Origin of the sequence: Acanthopleuribacter pedis, from assembly GCF_017377855.1 — a bacterium.
GTDB lineage: Bacteria > Acidobacteriota > Holophagae > Acanthopleuribacterales > Acanthopleuribacteraceae > Acanthopleuribacter > Acanthopleuribacter pedis.
In genome coordinates, this window is the sequence record NZ_JAFREP010000046.1 from 16,709 (window position 1) to 36,071 (window position 19,363).

The window sequence follows — 19,363 nt, forward strand, 5'->3', positions numbered from 1 at the left end:
TGGTCGGAACCCGTGAAGAGCAATCCAACAACCCAACCGTCACCCACCTTTTTATGAGGAACCGCCGATGCGCCGAGATGCGGTTGCGAGGGAAGCAAGCGCGACAGGTTAGAATAAGGTCGTCCGATTCCCGCGAAAAGGTTTATGAGCGCCGCGCTTCTGCCGAAACAACGAGTAGACTTCTCTGATTGAACGGCTGCCGACGCGCGGCCGGGCCCAGCGGCCTTCAGGGAACCCGGCGCGATTCACGCTTGAGCCGGCGAGGAAGCATTCGCGGCGGATTTGGCGGAAGGGAGAAAGAAGCATTCATGCCATGGCGAGAAATGGACGGTGTGCGCCCCAAAGCGTTTAATGCCCAACGCATCAACGAAACCACCGCCGATTTACAGAGTTCGTACAGCCGCCATTCCACCCCGTACCGACAGATCGTGGGCGGCATCGTCGACGACATCAACCAACGCAACCGCGGCGTGTTGACCAAAATCGACATCGCCGAGTTGCGCGATCAAATGGGTCACCTGCTGTATTTCTCCATCAAACATCTGCCCTTACCGGTCCCCTACGACGTCGAGTACCTGCCGCTCCTAAAAAGTCACTTCCGCAATCCCACCGTGATTGTGATGCGCCGCATCCGTCGTCTTTTGATGGCGCCGCACCGACGCATTTTGACCAAGCTGGAGGAAGAACAGGCTCGCGAGCGTCACCTCAGCTTCCACAACCTCGACGTCAGCCGCCGCATGCGCAGCGGGATAGAGGAAATGCAGCGATACCAATCGATGTCGAAACTGACCAAATCGGTCTCGCGCAAGTTGGACATTCTCACCAAGGCGTTGCATGTGCCCGCCCAGTTCCACGCCGAGTTTAAGGTGTTCTTGCAGATGATCGACGACCCTCACCACCTGCGCCACCAGGAAGCGGTGAAGTGGGTGGCCGGTTCACCGTTTCAGGGCAACCTCAAGGTTTTGCGCAAGGTGATCGAAGACGGTTTGCACCTGCTGGACGGCAAAAGTAACGAAATTTTTGATGAAATGGAACGCTTGAGCGGCATGTCGCTGAACCGCAACATGGACGCGCTTGAGGTACATGCCAACTGGTTCGCCCTGGGCGCGAGCCAGAAACGCGGCGAAGATTTTGTTACCCTGTTCAGCAACGAGGAGCAGGTGGAGCGCAAGTTGAAGCGAACCACTTGGTTCATGGTGCGGGCCGTCTGGGACGCCGACGCCTTCCGTGGCTTGATCGACAGCCTGTTCCCTTCCCAACGGGAGCTACAGGAGAATTTGGGCAAGCTGGCCGCGATCTATTTTGATATTGAGGAAAAGATCCGCACCATTACCCGGCCCGACGGTGAACCCAACCAAGCCATCGACAACGACGCGACGCTGGGCACCTTGAGCGAAAAAGAAGCGGCTGAAGCACGGGCGTGGTTGCAAACGAACAAGACGCAACTCCAGCGGCTCAAGCTGGAACTGTTCCAAATCCTGATTGATCTCAAGAAAAAATACCCCGACTTGGCCCTGCCCGACGCGATCAGCGCGATGGTGGAATCGGAAATCGGCGACCAAGGCGACAAACCCAAGGACACAACCCAACCACGCTTGTCGATTCTGGACCTGCACCAAAACTTCGAGCAATTGCAGGACCGCGCCCAAGTCAGCGACGGCGCACTTTTAGCCGATTGGCTGGCCTTGCGCAAAAAGATCCTGCAGCGGTTGGCGATGTTCGGCGACACCTTAATGCACCGACAGTTACGCGCGGATTGCAGCGATTTCGGGGAATACGAACGCAAGCTGCTGGATTTCGCCGCGGCCGAATCGCGGTTGGAAGAATTGCGCATGAACTGCGAGGAGCAGCTGATTACCTGCTACCGCGACATGTCCTACCAAGGCGTTGAAGAAACGGTGTTGCAGGAGGCCTTGGATCTGATCATGGACCGCAACCTCATGCAACTTAAGAAGTTGGATTACAGCGTATTGGACGCTGATCACTACGCCGACATGGTGGACCGAGCGCTGCAGTTTGCGCCGGAAGAATGCATGTACCAGTTGGATCAACTGCTGCACGAGATGCATTCCCTGCCGCGCCAGGAGCAATTGATCCACGCGCTGAGTGATTGGGAATCGCAACTGAAGAAAAAGGAATACGAAGCCAAGCAAGCCTTCATTTTCGAGAACGAACAGCGCCTGCAAAAAATCGTCGACGACCTGCGCGCGGAGTTACGCGAGCGCATCGAGGACGTGCCGGTGCGGCCGGCGCGTTTGCGATTCGAGATTTTTTCGCTGTCGGACTGCTTCGCGGGCAACCTGCGCACCTTGCTGCGGGCGCTGTTGCGTTCAGCGCCTTTGGTCACCAGCCAACAGGAAGGCGAACGCCTGATCGACAACATCCAATCAATTGAGAGTCAGGTCATTGAAGCGCAACGACTTACCCGCAAGGGCGGCGAATCGCAGGATCGCTTGCGGGAGTTGTCGCGGGCCGGTTTGTTGCCCAAGGTGATTATTGAAGAGCTGAAAAAAGACATGGTCGGCAATTTCGACGATCTCAATACGCTGCTAGGCGAGGTCAATGAAGGTTTGAAGGAAGTGCGCCAATTGCAAAACCGGTTCGGCGGCCACTTCGAAACCTCGCAGTTTAAGGTGACGATCAACATCGACGACTTGGAGCGCTTGAAGGGCATTTACAGCTTCGTGGAGAACATCACTTTGATGGATGTGAAACGGTTCGGGGTGGTGTACCAGCACAAGAACCAGTTGATGGATGATTTATACGAGCGGGCCTACAACAAGGCGCCGGAGGTTCCGCCGAACATTGTCAAACAGATCAACCGCCGCGCTTATAAAAAGTACAAGGACGACAAACGGGTCCCGATGGACCTCAAGATCGACATGTTGCGCGATGTACCGGAGATTTTGGAATCGGAAACCGAGCTGTTGGTACGCACCTTAAATTTTGTGAGCATGCAGCAGATCCGCGAAAAGGCGCTGTACAAAGGCATTTTGCACATGATGAGCGCGGTCAAAAAAGCGGACCGCGAGCGCTTACGGGTGTTGCGGCGCATTTGGATGTACTACCGCAAGCGCTTGCAGCAATTTAAACCTCGCAACTTCATCAAAAACTACGACACAAACGTGCGCTGTTTGATCACGGACGTGCAGGAATTGGTCGGCGACCGCCTGGAGGATTTGCGCTAGCGGAAAAACACCCCGCGGCGCCAACCCATCCAGCACACGCGGGATCGGCCCCCGGTAGGCATTCCGCCAAGGGATCGCACCCAAGGGTAGAGAACACACGGAAAAACACGGCGCGGGACTTTCCCAAACACTTGACGCCATTGGGGGAACCTCTGCTGGAGGGTGATCAGGCCGCCCCGAGGTCGCCGCCCTTCCCCGAATAAGTAAGCCGTCTCAGCTTTATAGAAAGATGGGTCGCCCGGTGGAAGCCGTGTATGATGCAAACAACGACCGTCGGGTTAGACCCTGTTCGCATGTCGCACGCATTGCCGCGGGGAGCGTCACCATGGAAAAGGCCAAAGCGACCGATCACCATCAACCTGCCCATGCCTTGCAAGGCGTCGGGCGGCTGACCGTGGATGCGGTTCACGGGATAACCGACTTAGTCGAAGCCCTGCACCTCGCCATCAACCACCTTGCGGCGGTTCGCGGGGCACCGGATCGCACCCACACCCGGGGCATCACCGGATTGGTCTACCGCCAAATCCGCGCGGTAACCTCGTTGGTCGGCTGGGGCGTCGATCCCTTGTTGGCCCAACTAGCCCGAGCGCTCGACCAACAAGCACCCTATGCATCACAGCGTGATACCCTCACGGCGGTGCTGAACGGCGTCATCGGCGACCACCTCGCGGCACAAAATAACCCCTTGGCCATTCCCATGCAATTACGCCGAGACGGGCAGGCCGTCTCCGGCGAAAGCCTGGCCCAAGCCCTCTCAAACGAACAGCCCCGTCTTTTAATCCTGATTCACGGCTTGTGCATGAACGATCTCAAATGGCGACGGGGGGACCACGATCACGGTGCCGCGCTTGCCCGTGATTTGGGATTCACCCCGGTCTATCTGCGCTACAACACCGGGCGTCATGTTTCCGAAAACGGCCGCGCGCTGGCGACGCTTTTGGACGCCACCGTCACCGAGCTAGAGGCCCGCCTGAAAAAGCCGGTCCCCTGCTACGTGCTGGCCCACAGCATGGGCGGCTTGGTCAGTCGAAGTGCCTGCTTTTACGGCGCGGCGACGGGTCATGCCTGGCCGCACCGGTTACGCGCGCTGGTCTGCCTGGGCACGCCCCATCAAGGATCGATGTGGGAAAAAACCGGCAATCTGGTCGACACGCTCTTGGACGGCCATCCCTACAGCGCCCCCTTTTCACGCTTGGGCAAGATACGCAGTTGCGGTATCACCGATCTGCGGTTCGGCAATGTGGTTGACGCGGATTGGCAAAATAGGGACCGATTCGCCATGGCCGCCAACCCACGTACCCCAACCCCCTTACCCGAGGGCACTGCCTGTTTTGCACTCGCGGGTAGTCAAACGACCACCCAAGAGGGCCCGGTCACCGATTGGCTCGGCGACGGTTTGGTAAGCGTGGACAGCGCCCTCGGTCGCCACAACAACCCAGCCCTGGCCCTCGCTTTTCCTGAAGACCGGCAATGGGTGGCACGCGGCGTCAACCACTTAGCCCTGCACGATAAGCCGGGTGTGTACGACGTGATTCACGGGTGGCTGCGCAGCGTGGGGTGAGCCGGCGTGAAGACCGAATGCTACAGGAACACGTGCCCCACCAAACCTCTCCAAGCGGCTCAATCTGCGCCACTTATCGACCAGCGTCCGTCCAAGTTTTGGCGAACGTCCCGTTTTCCTCTACAATGCCTATGTCCTGCACCCTTGCCATTTGTTTCCCTTTTGGACCTAGCCCCCCCGCCCTATTCGCAGCCAGGGTCGGTGGGCGCGCGGTTGTCAATCGCCCCCGCGGCGTTATAGACTACAACTGACATATCACAAATATCCCAACAAGGCTCTTTTATGACGCATCCATCTTCTTCCGCCCCCCGTTTCTCCTCCAAACTCGCCATGATCCTTACCTGCATGGGCATGGCCGTCGGTACCGGCAACATTTGGCGTTTTCCCCGTCAGGTCGCCCAATACGACGGCGGCACCTTCCTCATCCCCTGGATCCTTTTCCTTTTCCTGTGGTCCGTGCCCCTGCTGATGGTGGAACTCGGCGCGGGCCAACACGCCCGCCGCGGGCCCTTCGGCGCCTTCGCCAAACTCGCCGGCCCCAAATTCGCATGGATGGGCGGTTTCGTGACCATCTGTACCATGCTGATTATGTGCTACTACGCGGTGGTCACCGGCTGGACCCTCAAATACGCCTTACTCGCCGTGAGCGGCGCGCTCAACGATGTCACCGCCGAATCCTCGATCAAAATTTTCGACGATTTTCGCAGCACGCCCCAAGCCTTGTTATTCCACGCAATTGCGCTCGCGCTCGCCGGCTTTTTTGTTTATCGCGGTACCAAAGGCATCGAATGGCTCAACAAAATACTGATCCCCGCGCTGATCGCCATCCTGCTTTTTGGCGCGGTGAACGCGCTGATGCTGCCCAACGCAAGCGACGGCCTCGCCTACCTGACCGACATCAAATGGGACAAACTCGCCGAACCCGGCCACTGGATCGCGGGCCTGACCCAATCGGCCTGGTCCACCGGCGCGGGCTGGGGCCTGATGCTGACCTACGCGGTTTACGCCCGCGACAATGAAGATCCGGTCACCACCCCGATGGCCACCGGCAGCGGCAACAACGGCATTGAACTCATTGTGGCGCTGCTGATCTTCCCTGCGGTTTTTTCGCTGATGGCCGGCGCCGGCACCGATCTCGTCGGCGGCACCTCCAGCAAAGGCGGCATCGCCTTCCAAGTCATTCCCATGCTGTTTGGCCAAATGAGCGGCGGCTACCTGCTCAACGTGCTGTTTTTCTCCGGGCTCGCTTTTGCCGCGCTCACCTCGTTGGTTGCCATGGTTGAGTTGAGCACGCGCTTTTTTATGGACTTCAAAATCAGCCGCCCTAAAGCCCTGGTCATCGCCCTGGTTTTGGGTTTGGTACTCGGCGCCCCCAGCGCGCTCAGCGACACCATCTTCGACGACCAAGACTTCATCTGGGCGATCGGCCTGATCGTTTCCGGCCTGTTTATGTGTTTTATGGTGCTTCGCTTCGGCGCTGAACGTTTTGCCGAGGAAATCCTCAACAAAAACGCCACCGTCCTCAAAATCGGCCCCTGGTTCAAAGGATTGATGATCCTGGTCCTCCTCGAAGGCCTGGTCCTGCTGGCTTGGTGGATGACGGCCCTGGTCCAATTCGGAACCAACTGGCTGATCAGTTGCCTGGTCCAATTCGGCCTGGTGATCGGTGTTCTGATCGCCGCCAACAGCTACCTGGTCAAACACCTCAAGGACTGACGCCTCGCCCGCATAACCCAGGTGGGTTTCGCTTCGCGGCGAAAACCTGGGAAATGCGGGCTCGCGGGAGCCGTTACCCGCGCCGGCGCGTTTCTTCTGTTTTATGTTCGGCCCCGATTTGGTTATGATCGGGGCAACAGACGAACAATCGGCACCAAGGGAGATAACATGGCGGTAAACGGTTTATTGATGATGCATGTGATCAGCAAGGACCTCGAGGCAACCCGTAATTTTTACGGCGAGGTCCTGGGCTTGGCCGAGCAAGCACCGATGGAAGGTGAAAAAGCCTTCGGCGAAGCGGGCAACACGCAAATTTGGCCAATGGCGGCGATGGACCCGGCCCAGGAAGGCGCCCCCAAACCCGGCGACATTATTATGGTAATGAGCTGCGACGACGTGCGCGCCGAATACCAGCGCATGCAAGAAGACGGCGTCCAGTTTATGATCGAACCGAGCAATCCCTACGGCCCTTGGGAAGCCCACCTGCGCGATCCCAACGGGCTCTGGATTACCCTGATGGAAATCCCACTCAAAAAATAATCGGTGCCCCGCTTTCCCCCGCGACGGTTCGGCGCTAAAGCCCGGCCGTCACGATGGGCACCAACACATAAACAAAAAAGCCGCGGGTGACGCCCGAGCCCCAAAAAAGCGACAGTTTGAATTCAGCCCACACATCGGCGCGCCATTCACCTCGCAACAACGAAATCTAGTTGGGGGTAATCGAATATTCCAGCGCCTCGTTAAGTGCCTCCCAGGTGCCGAACAGCAGCTTAAACATGACGGCGTACACAACCGCCGCGGTGGTAAGTCCCATTATTTCAGCCAAAACGCCCTCCGCTTCAATGATTCGCAACAAGCCTTGTGAGGGGATTAGGCAAAACGCGCACACAAACGGCCGGCCCGCTGCTTAGGTTAAAGGCTCATCCACTGGGAAACCATCACGTACACACCGAACCCGGCGGCGGGACCCGACAGCAGCCAGAGCGTTAGACGAAACTCGGCCCACAGATCCTCGCCAAAATCACCGCGAAACATCGAAATGATGTCGGGCGTGATGCCGTAACGCAGCGCTTCCTTAAAATCGGTCCAGCTGCCAAACAAAATTTGAAACATAAACAACCAAATGATCACCGCCGATGCGGCGCCCATGCCCATCCCACGCTCCTTTCTTACCTAAGAAGCGCGATAAGAGCGTGAGATTTTCGCTAAAGATCTGGAGCGAAATGGCTTGAAAAAAGCGGGCCGGGGTCGCGCACGACGCGCACCCACTGGGTGCGGTGAGCATTTTTACAGGCCGTTGCAGCCCAGAGGTTTAGCGAAAATCTCCGCGAGTTATCGCGTTTCTTAGGTCTTAATGCCAATGCGGCCGAACCCTTGTTCTCATCAGGGTGCAACCGTTTATTCGTGCGTGAGCCGGCATCGGAAAGGGACAGAGCACGGGAAAAAAGTCACATCTCGGCCGGTGGTCCCTCATAGCCGTTCATCTCACGGTCACACAAATCGTCCCAGCCAAATCGGGAAAACAAGGCCTGGAAATCACGGCCCACGGGGGCTTTCAACACCAGCGCCTCCCCGGTAACGGGATGGGTAAATGACAACAGGCGCGATTCCAACAGCAACCGCTGACTCTCGCAATGTTCGCGGAACACGCGGTTGTTACGCCCATCCCCGTGCATGGTATCGCCAATCAGCGGATGGCCCGCCCTGGCCAAATGGCGGCGGATTTGATGGCGCCGCCCCGTTTTCGGCCAAATTTCGAGCAGGGTGTAACGGGCCTCGGGAAAGTTGTGGACGGGCACGGGTAAGGTGAGGTGACGCAGCGGCGCATAGCGGGTTTCGGCCTCCTGCATCTGGTCCAACTCTTCGTTTTTCAGCGGCCGGTCGATCAATCCCGGCTCGCGCACGAACCCACGCACAAACGCCCAATACCCTTTTTCCACCTGATGCTCGCGGATCTGTTCCGAGATCAGCCCGGCGATTTCCGACGACAGCGCAAAAATCAGCAGGCCGGAGGTGGCCCGGTCCAAACGATGAACGGGATACACGTGACACCCCAACTGGTTGCGCACCAGTTGCAAAGCAAAACGTCGGTCACGGGACATGGCGGTGCGGTGCACCAACAGGGCGCTCGGTTTAAAAACTGCTACCAAATGGTCGTCGCGATAAAGTACATCGAGTTTCAAAAGAACCCCCCGCTCAAGTTGAAGGCCTATTAAACACGATTCGCCGCCAAAAAGCCGGCGGCCAAACGCAAAAACGGCCGACCCCGTGGGAACGGGATCGGCCGTTGCGAAGCGTGGTGCGCTTATTTTTTGAAGATCGAACGACCGGCGTACACGGCACTGGCGCCGAGGGTTTCCTCGATGCGCAGCAACTGGTTGTACTTGGCAATGCGATCGGTGCGGCAGGCGGAACCGGTTTTGATTTGACCGGCGTTAACCGCCACGGCCAAGTCGGCGATGGTCACGTCTTCAGTCTCACCGGAACGGTGCGAGATGACCGTGTTAAAGCCGGCGGTTTGCGCCATTTTGATGGCCTGCATGGTTTCGCTGAGCGTGCCGATCTGATTGAGTTTGATGAGGATGGCGTTGCCGATGCCCTCGTCGATACCGCGCTTGAGGATTTTGGGGTTGGTGACGAACAAGTCGTCGCCGACCAACTGCACGCGGTCACCGATGGTTTGCGTGAGCTTGGCCCAGCCTTCCCAATCGTTTTCGTCCATGCCGTCCTCGATGGAGCGGATGGGGTACTTGTCGCACAAGTCCTTGTAGAAGGCCACCAATTCATCGGAGGTCAGGCTGCGGCCTTCGCCTTCCAGGTGGTACTTGCCGTCCTTGTAAAACTCGGAGGAAGCCACATCCAGGGCCAAAACGAAATCCTCGCCGGCTTTGTAACCGGCTTTTTCGATGGCCTCGAGAATGAAATCCAGCGCCTGGGCGTTGGAGCTCAGGTTCGGCGCGAAACCGCCCTCGTCGCCCACCGCGGTGTTGAGGTTGTTGGCTTTGAGTACCGCTTTCAGGTGATGGAATACCTCGGTGCCGGCCCGCAAACCCTCGGAGAAGCTGGAGGCGCCCACGGGCATCACCATGAACTCTTGGATATCCACGTTGTTGTCGGCGTGGGCACCGCCATTGAGGATGTTCATCATGGGCACGGGCAACACACAGGCGTCGATCCCACCGATGTAACGGAACAAAGGCAGGTCCAGGTCGTCGGCGGCGGCTTTGGCGGCGGCCAAGGAAACACCCAACATGGCATTGGCACCAAGGCTGCTTTTGTTGTCGGTCCCGTCCAGCAACAGCATGGCCCGGTCCACGGCGATTTGATCGCGGGCGTCGATGCCCTCTACCGCGCGGGCGATCTTTTCGCGGATATTTTCAACCGCTTGCTCCACCGATTTGCCCATGTACTTGGCTTTATCGCCGTCACGCAACTCAAGCGCTTCATGTTCCCCGGTCGAGGCACCGGAAGGAACGGCGGCACGGCCCATGGCCCCATTCTCCAAATATACATCCACTTCAATGGTGGGATTACCGCGAGAATCAAGAATCTGTCTTCCTACCACTTCTTCAATGAAGCTCATGTGCGACCTCGTTTTTCTATTTTTCTACAGGCAGGACCCTGGCTACGGCCCATCCCAGCCATACACGCCTCGAATTAATCATGTTCGGCAGCATCCCCACGGGTGTGGCGGACGGAAACCGCGCGCCAAAGGCGCGATGTTCCCCCTGGCGGCATGGCAAAGAATCAGGTAAGGGTCATCTTACCTAAAAAGCCAGGCCGGTGTGGACCCGTTTTCTTGTCAGGATGCGGGTGGATGGGGCCGCGGGTTCCGTCGGGGCATGGCTTGGTTCTTTTTATTTCTCAGGATGCCATGATTTTTTGAGGATGCGGCCGAGCATCCACGCCCTGTGCCAAGTCTTCCCGACGCGGATGAAGCCGTCACTTCGAAGGCCTTACCCTGGGTTTGGCTTGGTTCTTTTTATTTCTCAGGATGCCATGATTTTTTGAGGATGCGGCCCCACGCTTTTTATCCTTTTCCGCCCAACCTCCGGTTGGTCTCGCCTTTTCCCGACGCGGATGAAGCCGTCACTTGGAGAGGCCCTCTCCAAAGGCCCTTTCCAGGGACTGAATTGGCTTCGATTCTGTTTTTGGCTTCAGTTTAGAAAAAATCCCATGATGCGGGTAAACCTCAGAGCCACCGGGCATCAATGTAACCAAGCCCATCGAAGCGACGGCACCATCCACGTCGGGAACCGGTTCAAAGGGCGCGGACGCCGGACCGCATCATCAAACCATCCTACGATCCTGCTAAAAAACGAAGTCCAACCCACGCCCCACGTGAGCGCTTTCGAAGCGACGGCACCATCCACGCCGGGAACCGGTTCAAAGGGCGCGGACGCCCATCCGCATCATCAAACCATCCAACGATCCTAAGAAATAACAAAGGCCAACCCACGCCCCACAAAAAAAACCGCACCACCCAATCAAAAAAACTCATCCACCCCGATCCTCGCCAAAAATGCTAACATAAATCTCACAATTAACCGCGATGCGGCAGCTTCCGCGCGACCCACAATCCGTTGCCTTTGTTTTTCGCGCCGCTTCTTTTCCGCCGGCGAACCGTCCCGAGCCGCATCGCCTCCGATCATCCGCTACCCAACGGCCGCGTCCTTTTCCGCGCGGCCCGCCCCGCCGCCCCATTGCATCAAGGAGCATGAATGGCCAAAGAAATAGAGATTAAGTTTGTGATCGACCCCGACCAGGTCGACCGCATTATCGAACACCCCATGGTTAACCGCCTCGCCCTGGGACCCCCCAAGAAAAAACACGTGGTCAGCACCTATCTTGACAGCCCCGATCTGAGCTTGCGCAACAAGGGCATCGGCTTCCGCGTCCGCAAAACCCCGGACGGCTGGGTCCAAACGGTTAAAGCCAAAGGCAGCGGCGCGGGCAGCCTGCACCAACGCGAAGAGTTCGAATGCCCCATCGCCGACGACCAACCCGATTACGAAAAGTTGGCCGAAAGTCAATTCGCCGAGATTTTTGCCGACGCCGCCCTGCGCGACCAACTGGCACCGCTCTTTGTCACGGACTTCGAACGCACGGCCTGGTACCTGGAACTCGAGGATTTCACCACCATTGAAATGGTCCTCGACCTCGGCGAAATCCGCGCGGGCGATCAAACCGAGGCCATCCACGAGGTGGAACTCGAACTCAAAGGCGGCAATCCGGTTTCCCTGATGAAAGTCGCCATCGCCCTCGCCGAAAGTTTCCCCTGCATGGCCGAAAGCCGCAGCAAAGCCCAGCGCGCCTACAATTTATTAAAGGAACCCACCTGGAAACCGCAACGCGCCCGACCGCTGCAACTCAACGAAAAAGAAAGCTGTAGCCAAGGGTTCGCGGCCATGATCGAAAACTGCCTGGCCCAAGTACTCGCCAACGAATGCCCCGTCCTCTACGGCACCGACACCGAAGGCGTCCACCAACTCCGGGTCGGCCTGCGCCGCATGCGCTCCTGCCTCTCCCTGTTCCGCGGCTTGCTGCCGCAACGTCAGTTCCAATTCTGGCGCGACGAATTCAAATGGTTGGCCGATGAAATGGGGCCTGCCCGCGATTGGGACGTCTTTTGCGACGAATCCCTGGCGGTGATCCGTTCCTACTTCCCCGAAATGCCGCAACTCCAAGTGATTAACGAAGGCGCCGAACAACAACGCGCCGCCGGTTACGTCAAAGCCCGCGGCGCCCTGCGCTCGCAACGCTACCTGTTACTGGTGCTGCGGCTGCGCCACTGGCTCGACCAAAGGCTGTGGCTCAACGGCTGCGACGCGGAACAGGTCGCCGCTTGGGAACGCCCGCTGATGGACCTGGGCATCGGCATGATGAACGACGCCCACGACCGTTTCTTCAAACGCGGTAAAAAATTCGACGACCTCAGCCTGGAGCAACGCCACCGACTACGCATTCTCGGCAAACGCGCCCGCTACACCACCGAATTTTTCATGGGCCTTTACCCCAACAGCAAAACGGTGCCCTACCGCAAGGCGCAAAAAGGGTTGCAGGACCAGTTGGGCTACCTCAACGACGCGGTGGTGGCCGACACCCTGCTGGACCAGTTGGGTCTGTCCCCACAAGACGCGGGCGCGGGTCTGATCCGCGGCTGGTTCGCCTGTAACATCGAACATCTGGTCAACGATTTCGACGACCACTGGTCGCGATTCAAAAAAACCAAACCCTTCTGGCGCTAAGACCGATACCTCCCAGGCATTAAAAAACCCACGTGCGAAACGTGGGTTTTTCTTTTTTGCGGAAGGATTGGGTGCTATTTCTTGATCAGCCCGATTTCTTCCAAGCGTTGCTGTAAGAACCGGCCGGCGGTGATCGGCGGCCACTTGGCGGGGCGTTCCTCCGTGACGAAATGATCCATCACGGTCAGATCGCAGGCCGAGAAGGGGTGCACGAAAAACGGCATGGAGTAACGCGAGCGGTTTTCGCCCTCAACCGGGTTCACCACGCGGTGGGTGGTGGCGGGAATCACGCCGTTGGTCAGGCGGTGCAGCATGTCGCCGGAATCCACGATGATGTCGCCCTCAAGCGCGTGAACGGCTTCCCATTCGTTTTCCTGGGTGAGAATTTCCAAACCGGCACCTTGGCTTTCGATCAGCAAGGTGATCAGGTTGATGTCCTCGTGGGCGGCGGCACGAACGGCACCGGCGGGCATGCCGCCGTCAATGGGTGGGTAATGAATGGTACGCAAGATCGAATTACCGTCGGTGATCATGTCGGAAAAGATCGACTTGGGCAAACCGTAGTAATCGGCCAAGGCCTCGAGCAAGGTGGCGGCACAGTTTTCAAACTGGCGGTACAGACCGGTCACGGCCGCTTCCATGCCTTCAATTTCCACGGGCCACACGTTGTCGGGGTATTCCGCGCGCAAGGGGTGGCCCGCGGGCAATTCTTGACCGGTGTGCCAGAACTCTTTCAAATCGGGTAACTTCTGGTCTTTGGCGTGCTCACGGCCAAAGGGCGTGTAACCCCGGGCGCCGCCGGCGACTTTGTCGTACTGACACTTGACCGCCTCGGGCAGCGCAAAAAATTCACGAAACATGGCGTAGGTCTTGGCAATGACCTCTTTATCAAGCCCATGGCCGCCGACGGTCAGAAAACCGACCTCTTCGAGCCCTTTGCCGAGGGTTTGCACAAATGCCTGCTTGGTTTGGGCGTCGCCCTCACGGTAATCGCTAAGGTTGATATGGGGAATGCTCATGCGCTACTTGCCTCCTGACTTTCGAATCGTGTTTCGAAAGCAACTGAATTTCATCCTCTGGGTTGCTGTAAAAAAAACCGAAATAAGGCGTGCCCCAAACGCGGCCGAAACACGGAAAACCGATGGGTCGCAAGACGGACGATGGGTCCGCCACAACCGGAACCGTGCTACGTGGGCAGGCTTCGTCCCGATGGGAACGCATGCCGCGAGGGTGCCCAAGGCGGCCGGCCCGCATTTCCTACAAGGCTTTCCGCTTCTCGCGACGAATCCTTGTGAGCAATGCGGGCTTGGCGGGATCACGCAAGGTTGCGTTAAACGCCGACACGGCGCAAATGAATGTGGCATGGAATTCGGTCCAACCCAAACGTTGTATTATACACAGGCTAACGGTGAAAACCCACGCCGAGATCCAGGACAAGCAACAGCTTTTCACCGGCACCTACACCGCCCGACAAAAAATCGTCACCCAGACACAAAAAACGGCGTTAAAATAGCCTTGCGGCCCGATTTCTCCGCCAGACTTCCTCGGGGACCGCCCAACAAAAAGTCATTGAACCCTTGACGCCGAGCCCATCGCGCCGCGAATGGTTGCTAAATACCGGGCCTGGTCACAAAAGTTCAGATGCTTACAGTTTCAGATATTTAGGTGATGCAACTCACGGCTGTTTGACCCTCCCTTCTTTTAGATTAAGGGGCAGCGCACACGAGTGACGGACAACGAGAACCCGAATTTTATTCGGCTATCCGTTCTCACTTTTTCGATTTTTTTATACAAAGTTCCGTCATAAAGCCGCTTTTTTCATTTAAACCTAAACCGTTTTCCCCTAACCAGGCTTTGCCTCATTCGCCAAGGAATCCCGTTTCCATGATCGCCTTATTCACGTTGGTGTTTTTCCAGGCCGGTATCGACGCCGGTCCCGCCGGCTTTTCCTGTGGTCAATCGATCACCACTCTGTCGGCAGCACCCATCGATCCGCCCGCCAACCACCGCGTCCAGTGGGTCGGCGCCCCCGAACCCGGCATCTTCTATACGGTGAACCCAACCGAAAGCACCGAGTACCGCGTCCAACTGATCGACCTGGATTCAGACGCGGTTTACGAGGACACCACCTGGGTATTGGTCCACCCGGGCAACCCGGACATCAGCAGCGACGGCGACCTCAACGGCGACGACTGGGCCGTGTTCTACGCCAACTGGCAAAACGAAACGGCGGCGGCCGATCTGGACCCCAACAACGACGGCCGCGTCGACATTCTCGACTGGTTTTACTTTTGCAACTTCGACGCCCGCCCCGAAAATACGCCACCCAACCTGAGCATCGGCCAAACCTCGGCGGAAACCATTCGCAACGTCAGCGCATCGATTTCTTTTCAGATGACCGACGCGGAACAAATCCCCACCCTTACCACGGTTGACCCGCCTGCCAACGGTTCAATCATTCCCATCAACAACCAAATTCGTTATTTCCCCAACCAAGATTTTGTCGGCATTGATCGCTTTGCGGTTGCCGCCGACGACGGGTACCTCACCACGGAACCCATTAGCGTCGAGGTATCGGTGATCATTCCCGAAACCTGGGCCGACCTCAAGGCAGACATTTTCGATGTTCACTGCGAAAGCTGCCACATGGCCGCCACCGAAGGCGGCTTTTCATTAAATACCTATGAACTGGCACAGGCGGGCGGCAACAGCGGCCGTCCCGGATTTGTGTCAGGTGAGCCGGAACAAAGCTCGATCTACACGCGCGTCGCCGCCGACCAGATGCCGCCCCCCGACGCGGCAGCCCCGTTGAGCGAGGCGCAGAAAGAGCGCATTCGACTGTGGATTATCCGAGGCGTCTTGGAATAAACCGCGGTCGCCGTGTGTCGTCCCGATCCCGATTACGATGGAACCCAAGCGGGCACACACCTTTGACCCACTATTTTTGAGTTGGAAAAGGACTGGAGCATAAGCATGAATTTAAAACCCTGGCTCACGACCTTGTGCGTGGCGTTCGCGGCCCTTCCCATCCTGGCGCAGCCTCTACCCTGCGACCAGTTTGGCGACGGCGCTTATTGCAGCGACACACTCGCCGTATCATTTCCCATGTGGCAACAAACCGGTGCCACACCCGACGTACCCGACCTCGACGGCAACGGCACGGTGAACATCCTCGATTTCATCAACCAGATGCGCCGCGACGGCTCACTCAAGCACGGCCTGCTCGGCCAGTACTGGGGTCTTGCCGACGGCTCCGAGGACCAAAGCATCAACTGGCCCAACTTCGCCAACCCGCCCCACGATCCGGTCCTCATCCAACCCGTCCCCCAATTCGACGACACCGTGGCCTGGGACAACGTGTTCCTCAACACCACCATGCGCCGCAACTACGGCGCCCTCTACACGGGCTGGCTGTGGGTTCCCGAAACCGCGGATTATTCCATGGTCATCGAAGGCAGCCGCGGCGTTCGCCTCTACATCAACGACATCAACGTGGCGGAAATCGATTCCTGGCCCTACCTGACCACCTACAACGCGAATTTACAGCGCGGCATGGTTGAGATCCGCATTGAGCAGTATGCAAACGACGACCCCGGCCACCTGGCGATTTCCTGGGAGAGCACCGGCAGTGTGATCGGCGCCGGTCAAAAAACCATTACCGCCGATTACTTCTACCATCCCACGGTGCAACTGACCGAAGGCCAGCTCACCACGCCCTCGCTCCAGTTCTACCCACCCAGCGGTCAACGCGTTTCGGGTAACACCGCGCAACTGGACCTCAACGCCTTTATCGTCAGCCCCCACATCGGCGCCACCCTGTCCCTCAACGGCCAAGAAGTCCCCGTCGCAAACGGTGGTTACTACCCGCGCTTTGATCTGGCGCCCGGCCTCAACCGCTTCAGCTTCACCGTGGACGACGGCAACGGCGGCACCTACGAAACCGATTACACGGTCTACCGCGATAATGAGGTCATCACCGGCCCCGGACTTTGGGTCCACGCCTTCTCCCACGAACGCGAGCGCAGTGCCATCCCCATTCCCGAGGAACTCGGCTTGCGTCCTTGGAGCGTCACGGCCTACAACTCGACCCAAATTTCGCGCGGCAGCGGCAACCGCACCATGATCAACGATGTGTATTTCGCCGACGACACCATTCTCGAATTGGAAGGCGTCATCGAAATCACCAACACCGGTTATTACCGCTTCCGCATTCACAACGACGGCGCGCTTGAAATTAACGGCAAACGGGTCGCCAACATTTGGCACGATTACCCGGACCAGTGGCAAAACACCGGCATCGTTTATCTGGAAGCCGGCAACCACCACTACTTCCTGCGCACCTCCGATTCCGGTGGTTCACCGCAGATGCGCGTTTCTTGGCAGTTCGGCACCGACCCCGATTCGTTCGGCGGTTCGAGCGACGTCCCCGCCAACATTTTTGCCCACAGCCTCGCACAGTACCGCCGTCCCCCCCAACCCACCGCCTCCTGGGGCGGTCGCTTTAACCGCTGGCCCGACGGCTTGCAGGTTGAGTTCCTGTTCCAACCCGGCTCCGTATACCAAGAGACCTCCGGGCTGGATCACCACCTCTCACCCGATCCGCGCATTTTTGAGATCCCTACCGGCGGCATTCAGCTCCAAACCGGGACCTCTCTGTTCTCGGCTAAGGCGGGCCCCCACGTGGTAGAAGCCCTGGCACAGAGCAACCAGTTCAGTATCGAAGTTGACTTCCTGATGGACGAAACCCCGACCAACGACGGCGTCTCCTACGATTTGATGTCGATCACCCGGGCCTCGGGCAGCAACTTGGCCAGGCTTTATTTACAAAACCGCCAAATTCGCTTCTACATGCACAACGGCATCAACACCGGACGCACCATCTCAACCGGCAACATCATTACCGAGCCAGGCCGCTACTTCGTGACCGTTACCTACGACGGCATCAACGTGCGCCTCTACATGCGCCGCAGCTTGCAGGGCGACCGCGAGAATTTCAACTACGACCTGAGCAACTGGAGCCGCACGGCCCACATCAATGTCGGCCCGCGCTTTAGCCGCAATTCGAGCGTCAACGCGTCCGACAACGTGGAAAACCACGCGTTACCGGGCCGCATTATGTCGGCCGCGATTTACGATCTGCAAATGAGCGTGTCGCGCCAGGAACACAACATGTTCCGCAACTTGGAAATGAACCCGACCGGTGGGGTTGCACCGCCACCCGCGGTCGTTGCCTTCCCACCGCCCGGCACCACCCCCGAGCAGTTGGACCAGGCTTACCACGTGGCCAACCGCTTGACCTTCGGTCCCAACCCCGAGACCGTCAACGAAATCCTCACCATGGGTGTCCAGAACTGGATTGCGCGTCAGATGAACCCCGATTCCATCGACGACAGCGCCTTGGATACCTTGTTGGCAAGTGACTTCGTCATGCCCCACCACGATTCGGACGACCTGCGCGCCTACCTGTTCCTGCGCATGGCCCACACCAAGCGTCAGTTGTTGGAAGTAATGACCCAATTCTGGGAAAACCACTTCAACACCCAGCTTGAGAAAACCGAAAACCAAACGGAGGAGCTCAAGGAAAACTACCGTTTCCGCGAGCACGCGCTGGGTAACTTTGCGGACCTGCTGCTGGCCTCGGCCTCGCACTACCCCATGACCCGCTACCTGGATAACGACACCAACATCGTCGGTGCGCCCAACGAAAACTACGCCCGCGAGATCATGGAACTCCATACCGTCGGCGTCAACAACGGCTACACCCACGACGACATCATCCAGGCCTCCCGCGTGTTCACCGGTTGGTCCCTGCGCTACGGCGATTTCTACTTCGACGCCGGCCTGCACGACTACGGCGCCAAAACCCTGTTCGGCGGCGACATCCCGGCCCTGAACATTTCAGCGGGCGGCGGCATGTCCGACGGTGTCGCGCTGATTCGCCACCTGACCAACCAGCGCCAAACCGCCGACTTCATCTCCTGGAAGTTGTGTCAGTTGTTCATCGCCGACGATCCGCCCCAGGATGTCGTGACCGCCGCCGCGGACGCTTTTGAGGCATCCCAGGGCGACATCCCGTCCACCCTGAACGCCATTTTCAGCCATCCCCGTTTCCTCACCGACACGGCATACCGTCTGAACAAAACCAAAACCCCGCTGGAGTTCGTGATCGGCCTGACCCGCGCGACCGAGTCCTTCCCCGTTCCCAACATCATGCCGCGCGTGATGGAAGGCATGGGCATGCACATGCTGGAATTCGCCGATCCCACCGGTTTCCCCGAGGAAGGGGTTAACTGGATCGACACCAACGCCATGTTGGGCCGCTTTAACTACGCCAACAGCATGGCGATCAACCGGGGCAGTGGCTACTTCCCCGAAATCGACCTCAAGAAACTGCTGCAGAAATACGATGCAGAAACGGCCGATGAAATCCTCGACCTGTTCTCGGCAATCACCACCCACGGCCGCGAGAGCCCGGAAATGCGCCAGCTGGCCATGTCTTGGCTCACCCGCGACAACCCGAACTTCGAGTTAACCGACGAATTGCTCGATACCCGGGTTCGCCAAGTGCTCAGTCTCTACCTGAGATTGCCGGAACTCAACAAACAGTAAGCGACACCCTAACGCTGAAGTAAAAAGAGGAGTATTTCATC

Annotated in this window: 11 protein-coding genes; 7 read left to right on the forward strand and 4 right to left on the reverse strand. The window is 58.1% G+C overall.

All coding sequences use genetic code 11. The features are described from left to right. Nucleotides 1-308: 308 nt before the first annotated feature. The 4 genes from J3U88_RS31050 (at nt 309) to J3U88_RS31065 (ending at nt 7,005) form a co-directional block, all read left to right on the forward strand. A complete protein-coding gene (locus tag J3U88_RS31050) occupies nt 309-3,188 on the forward strand; it encodes a hypothetical protein (RefSeq protein WP_207862914.1) in 2,880 nt (959 codons plus the stop codon). Nucleotides 3,189-3,513: 325 nt separating this feature from the next. Further along, nucleotides 3,514-4,749 (forward strand): PGAP1-like alpha/beta domain-containing protein, encoded by a 1,236-nt coding sequence (locus J3U88_RS31055; protein ID WP_207862915.1) that lies wholly within the window; start codon nt 3,514-3,516, stop codon nt 4,747-4,749. Between the two features lie 282 nt (nt 4,750-5,031). Next, nucleotides 5,032-6,465 carry a sodium-dependent transporter gene (locus J3U88_RS31060; protein WP_207862916.1) on the forward strand — a complete coding sequence of 478 codons (1,434 nt, stop codon included), beginning with the start codon at nt 5,032-5,034 and terminating at the stop codon, nt 6,463-6,465. Between the two features lie 168 nt (nt 6,466-6,633). Beyond that, nucleotides 6,634-7,005, forward strand: a complete 372-nt coding sequence (locus tag J3U88_RS31065; RefSeq protein WP_207862917.1) for a VOC family protein — start codon at nt 6,634-6,636, stop codon at nt 7,003-7,005. A gap of 372 nt (nt 7,006-7,377) precedes the next feature. On the opposite strand, the gene J3U88_RS31070 is transcribed toward J3U88_RS31065, so the two are convergent. The 3 genes from J3U88_RS31070 to eno all read right to left on the reverse strand — a co-directional run bounded on the left by J3U88_RS31070 (nt 7,378) and on the right by eno (nt 10,048). Continuing rightward, nucleotides 7,378-7,620, reverse strand: a complete 243-nt coding sequence (locus tag J3U88_RS31070) for a hypothetical protein (protein ID WP_207862918.1) — start codon at nt 7,618-7,620, stop codon at nt 7,378-7,380. Between the two features lie 293 nt (nt 7,621-7,913). After that, nucleotides 7,914-8,648 (reverse strand): pseudouridine synthase, encoded by a 735-nt coding sequence (locus J3U88_RS31075; RefSeq protein ID WP_207862919.1) that lies wholly within the window; start codon nt 8,646-8,648, stop codon nt 7,914-7,916. Nucleotides 8,649-8,770: 122 nt separating this feature from the next. Next, entirely contained in the window at nt 8,771-10,048 is a 1,278-nt protein-coding gene (gene eno / locus J3U88_RS31080) for a phosphopyruvate hydratase (RefSeq protein WP_207862920.1), read from the reverse strand. Between the two features lie 1,138 nt (nt 10,049-11,186). On the opposite strand from eno, the gene J3U88_RS31085 reads away from it, so the two are divergent. Continuing rightward, entirely contained in the window at nt 11,187-12,713 is a 1,527-nt protein-coding gene (locus J3U88_RS31085) for a CYTH and CHAD domain-containing protein (protein ID WP_207862921.1), read from the forward strand. Nucleotides 12,714-12,787: 74 nt separating this feature from the next. Here J3U88_RS31085 and J3U88_RS31090 read toward each other — a convergent pair whose 3' ends face one another. Next, nucleotides 12,788-13,732, reverse strand: coding sequence for an isopenicillin N synthase family dioxygenase (locus tag J3U88_RS31090; RefSeq protein ID WP_207862922.1), 945 nt, complete (start codon nt 13,730-13,732; stop codon nt 12,788-12,790). 865 nt (nt 13,733-14,597) lie between these two features. Between J3U88_RS31090 and J3U88_RS31095 the strand changes: the two genes are divergently transcribed. Both J3U88_RS31095 and J3U88_RS31100 read left to right on the forward strand, forming a co-directional pair. After that, nucleotides 14,598-15,581, forward strand: coding sequence for a c-type cytochrome domain-containing protein (locus J3U88_RS31095; protein WP_207862923.1), 984 nt, complete (start codon nt 14,598-14,600; stop codon nt 15,579-15,581). 105 nt (nt 15,582-15,686) lie between these two features. Next, entirely contained in the window at nt 15,687-19,322 is a 3,636-nt protein-coding gene (locus J3U88_RS31100) for a DUF1800 family protein (protein WP_207862924.1), read from the forward strand. Nucleotides 19,323-19,363 lie beyond the last annotated feature (41 nt).

Excerpts from the sequence above, each read along its gene's own strand:
- J3U88_RS31050 (WP_207862914.1), top strand. The coding sequence starts at position 309 with ATGCCATGGCGAGAAATGGACGGTGTGCGCCCCAAAGCGTTTAATGCC.
- J3U88_RS31055 (WP_207862915.1), top strand. The coding sequence starts at position 3,514 with ATGGAAAAGGCCAAAGCGACCGATCACCATCAACCTGCCCATGCCTTG.
- J3U88_RS31060 (WP_207862916.1), top strand. The coding sequence starts at position 5,032 with ATGACGCATCCATCTTCTTCCGCCCCCCGTTTCTCCTCCAAACTCGCC.
- J3U88_RS31065 (WP_207862917.1), top strand. The coding sequence starts at position 6,634 with ATGGCGGTAAACGGTTTATTGATGATGCATGTGATCAGCAAGGACCTC.
- J3U88_RS31070 (WP_207862918.1), bottom strand. The coding sequence starts at position 7,620 with ATGGGCATGGGCGCCGCATCGGCGGTGATCATTTGGTTGTTTATGTTT.
- eno (WP_207862920.1), bottom strand. The coding sequence starts at position 10,048 with ATGAGCTTCATTGAAGAAGTGGTAGGAAGACAGATTCTTGATTCTCGC.
- J3U88_RS31085 (WP_207862921.1), top strand. The coding sequence starts at position 11,187 with ATGGCCAAAGAAATAGAGATTAAGTTTGTGATCGACCCCGACCAGGTC.
- J3U88_RS31090 (WP_207862922.1), bottom strand. The coding sequence starts at position 13,732 with ATGAGCATTCCCCATATCAACCTTAGCGATTACCGTGAGGGCGACGCC.
- J3U88_RS31095 (WP_207862923.1), top strand. The coding sequence starts at position 14,598 with ATGATCGCCTTATTCACGTTGGTGTTTTTCCAGGCCGGTATCGACGCC.
- J3U88_RS31100 (WP_207862924.1), top strand. The coding sequence starts at position 15,687 with ATGAATTTAAAACCCTGGCTCACGACCTTGTGCGTGGCGTTCGCGGCC.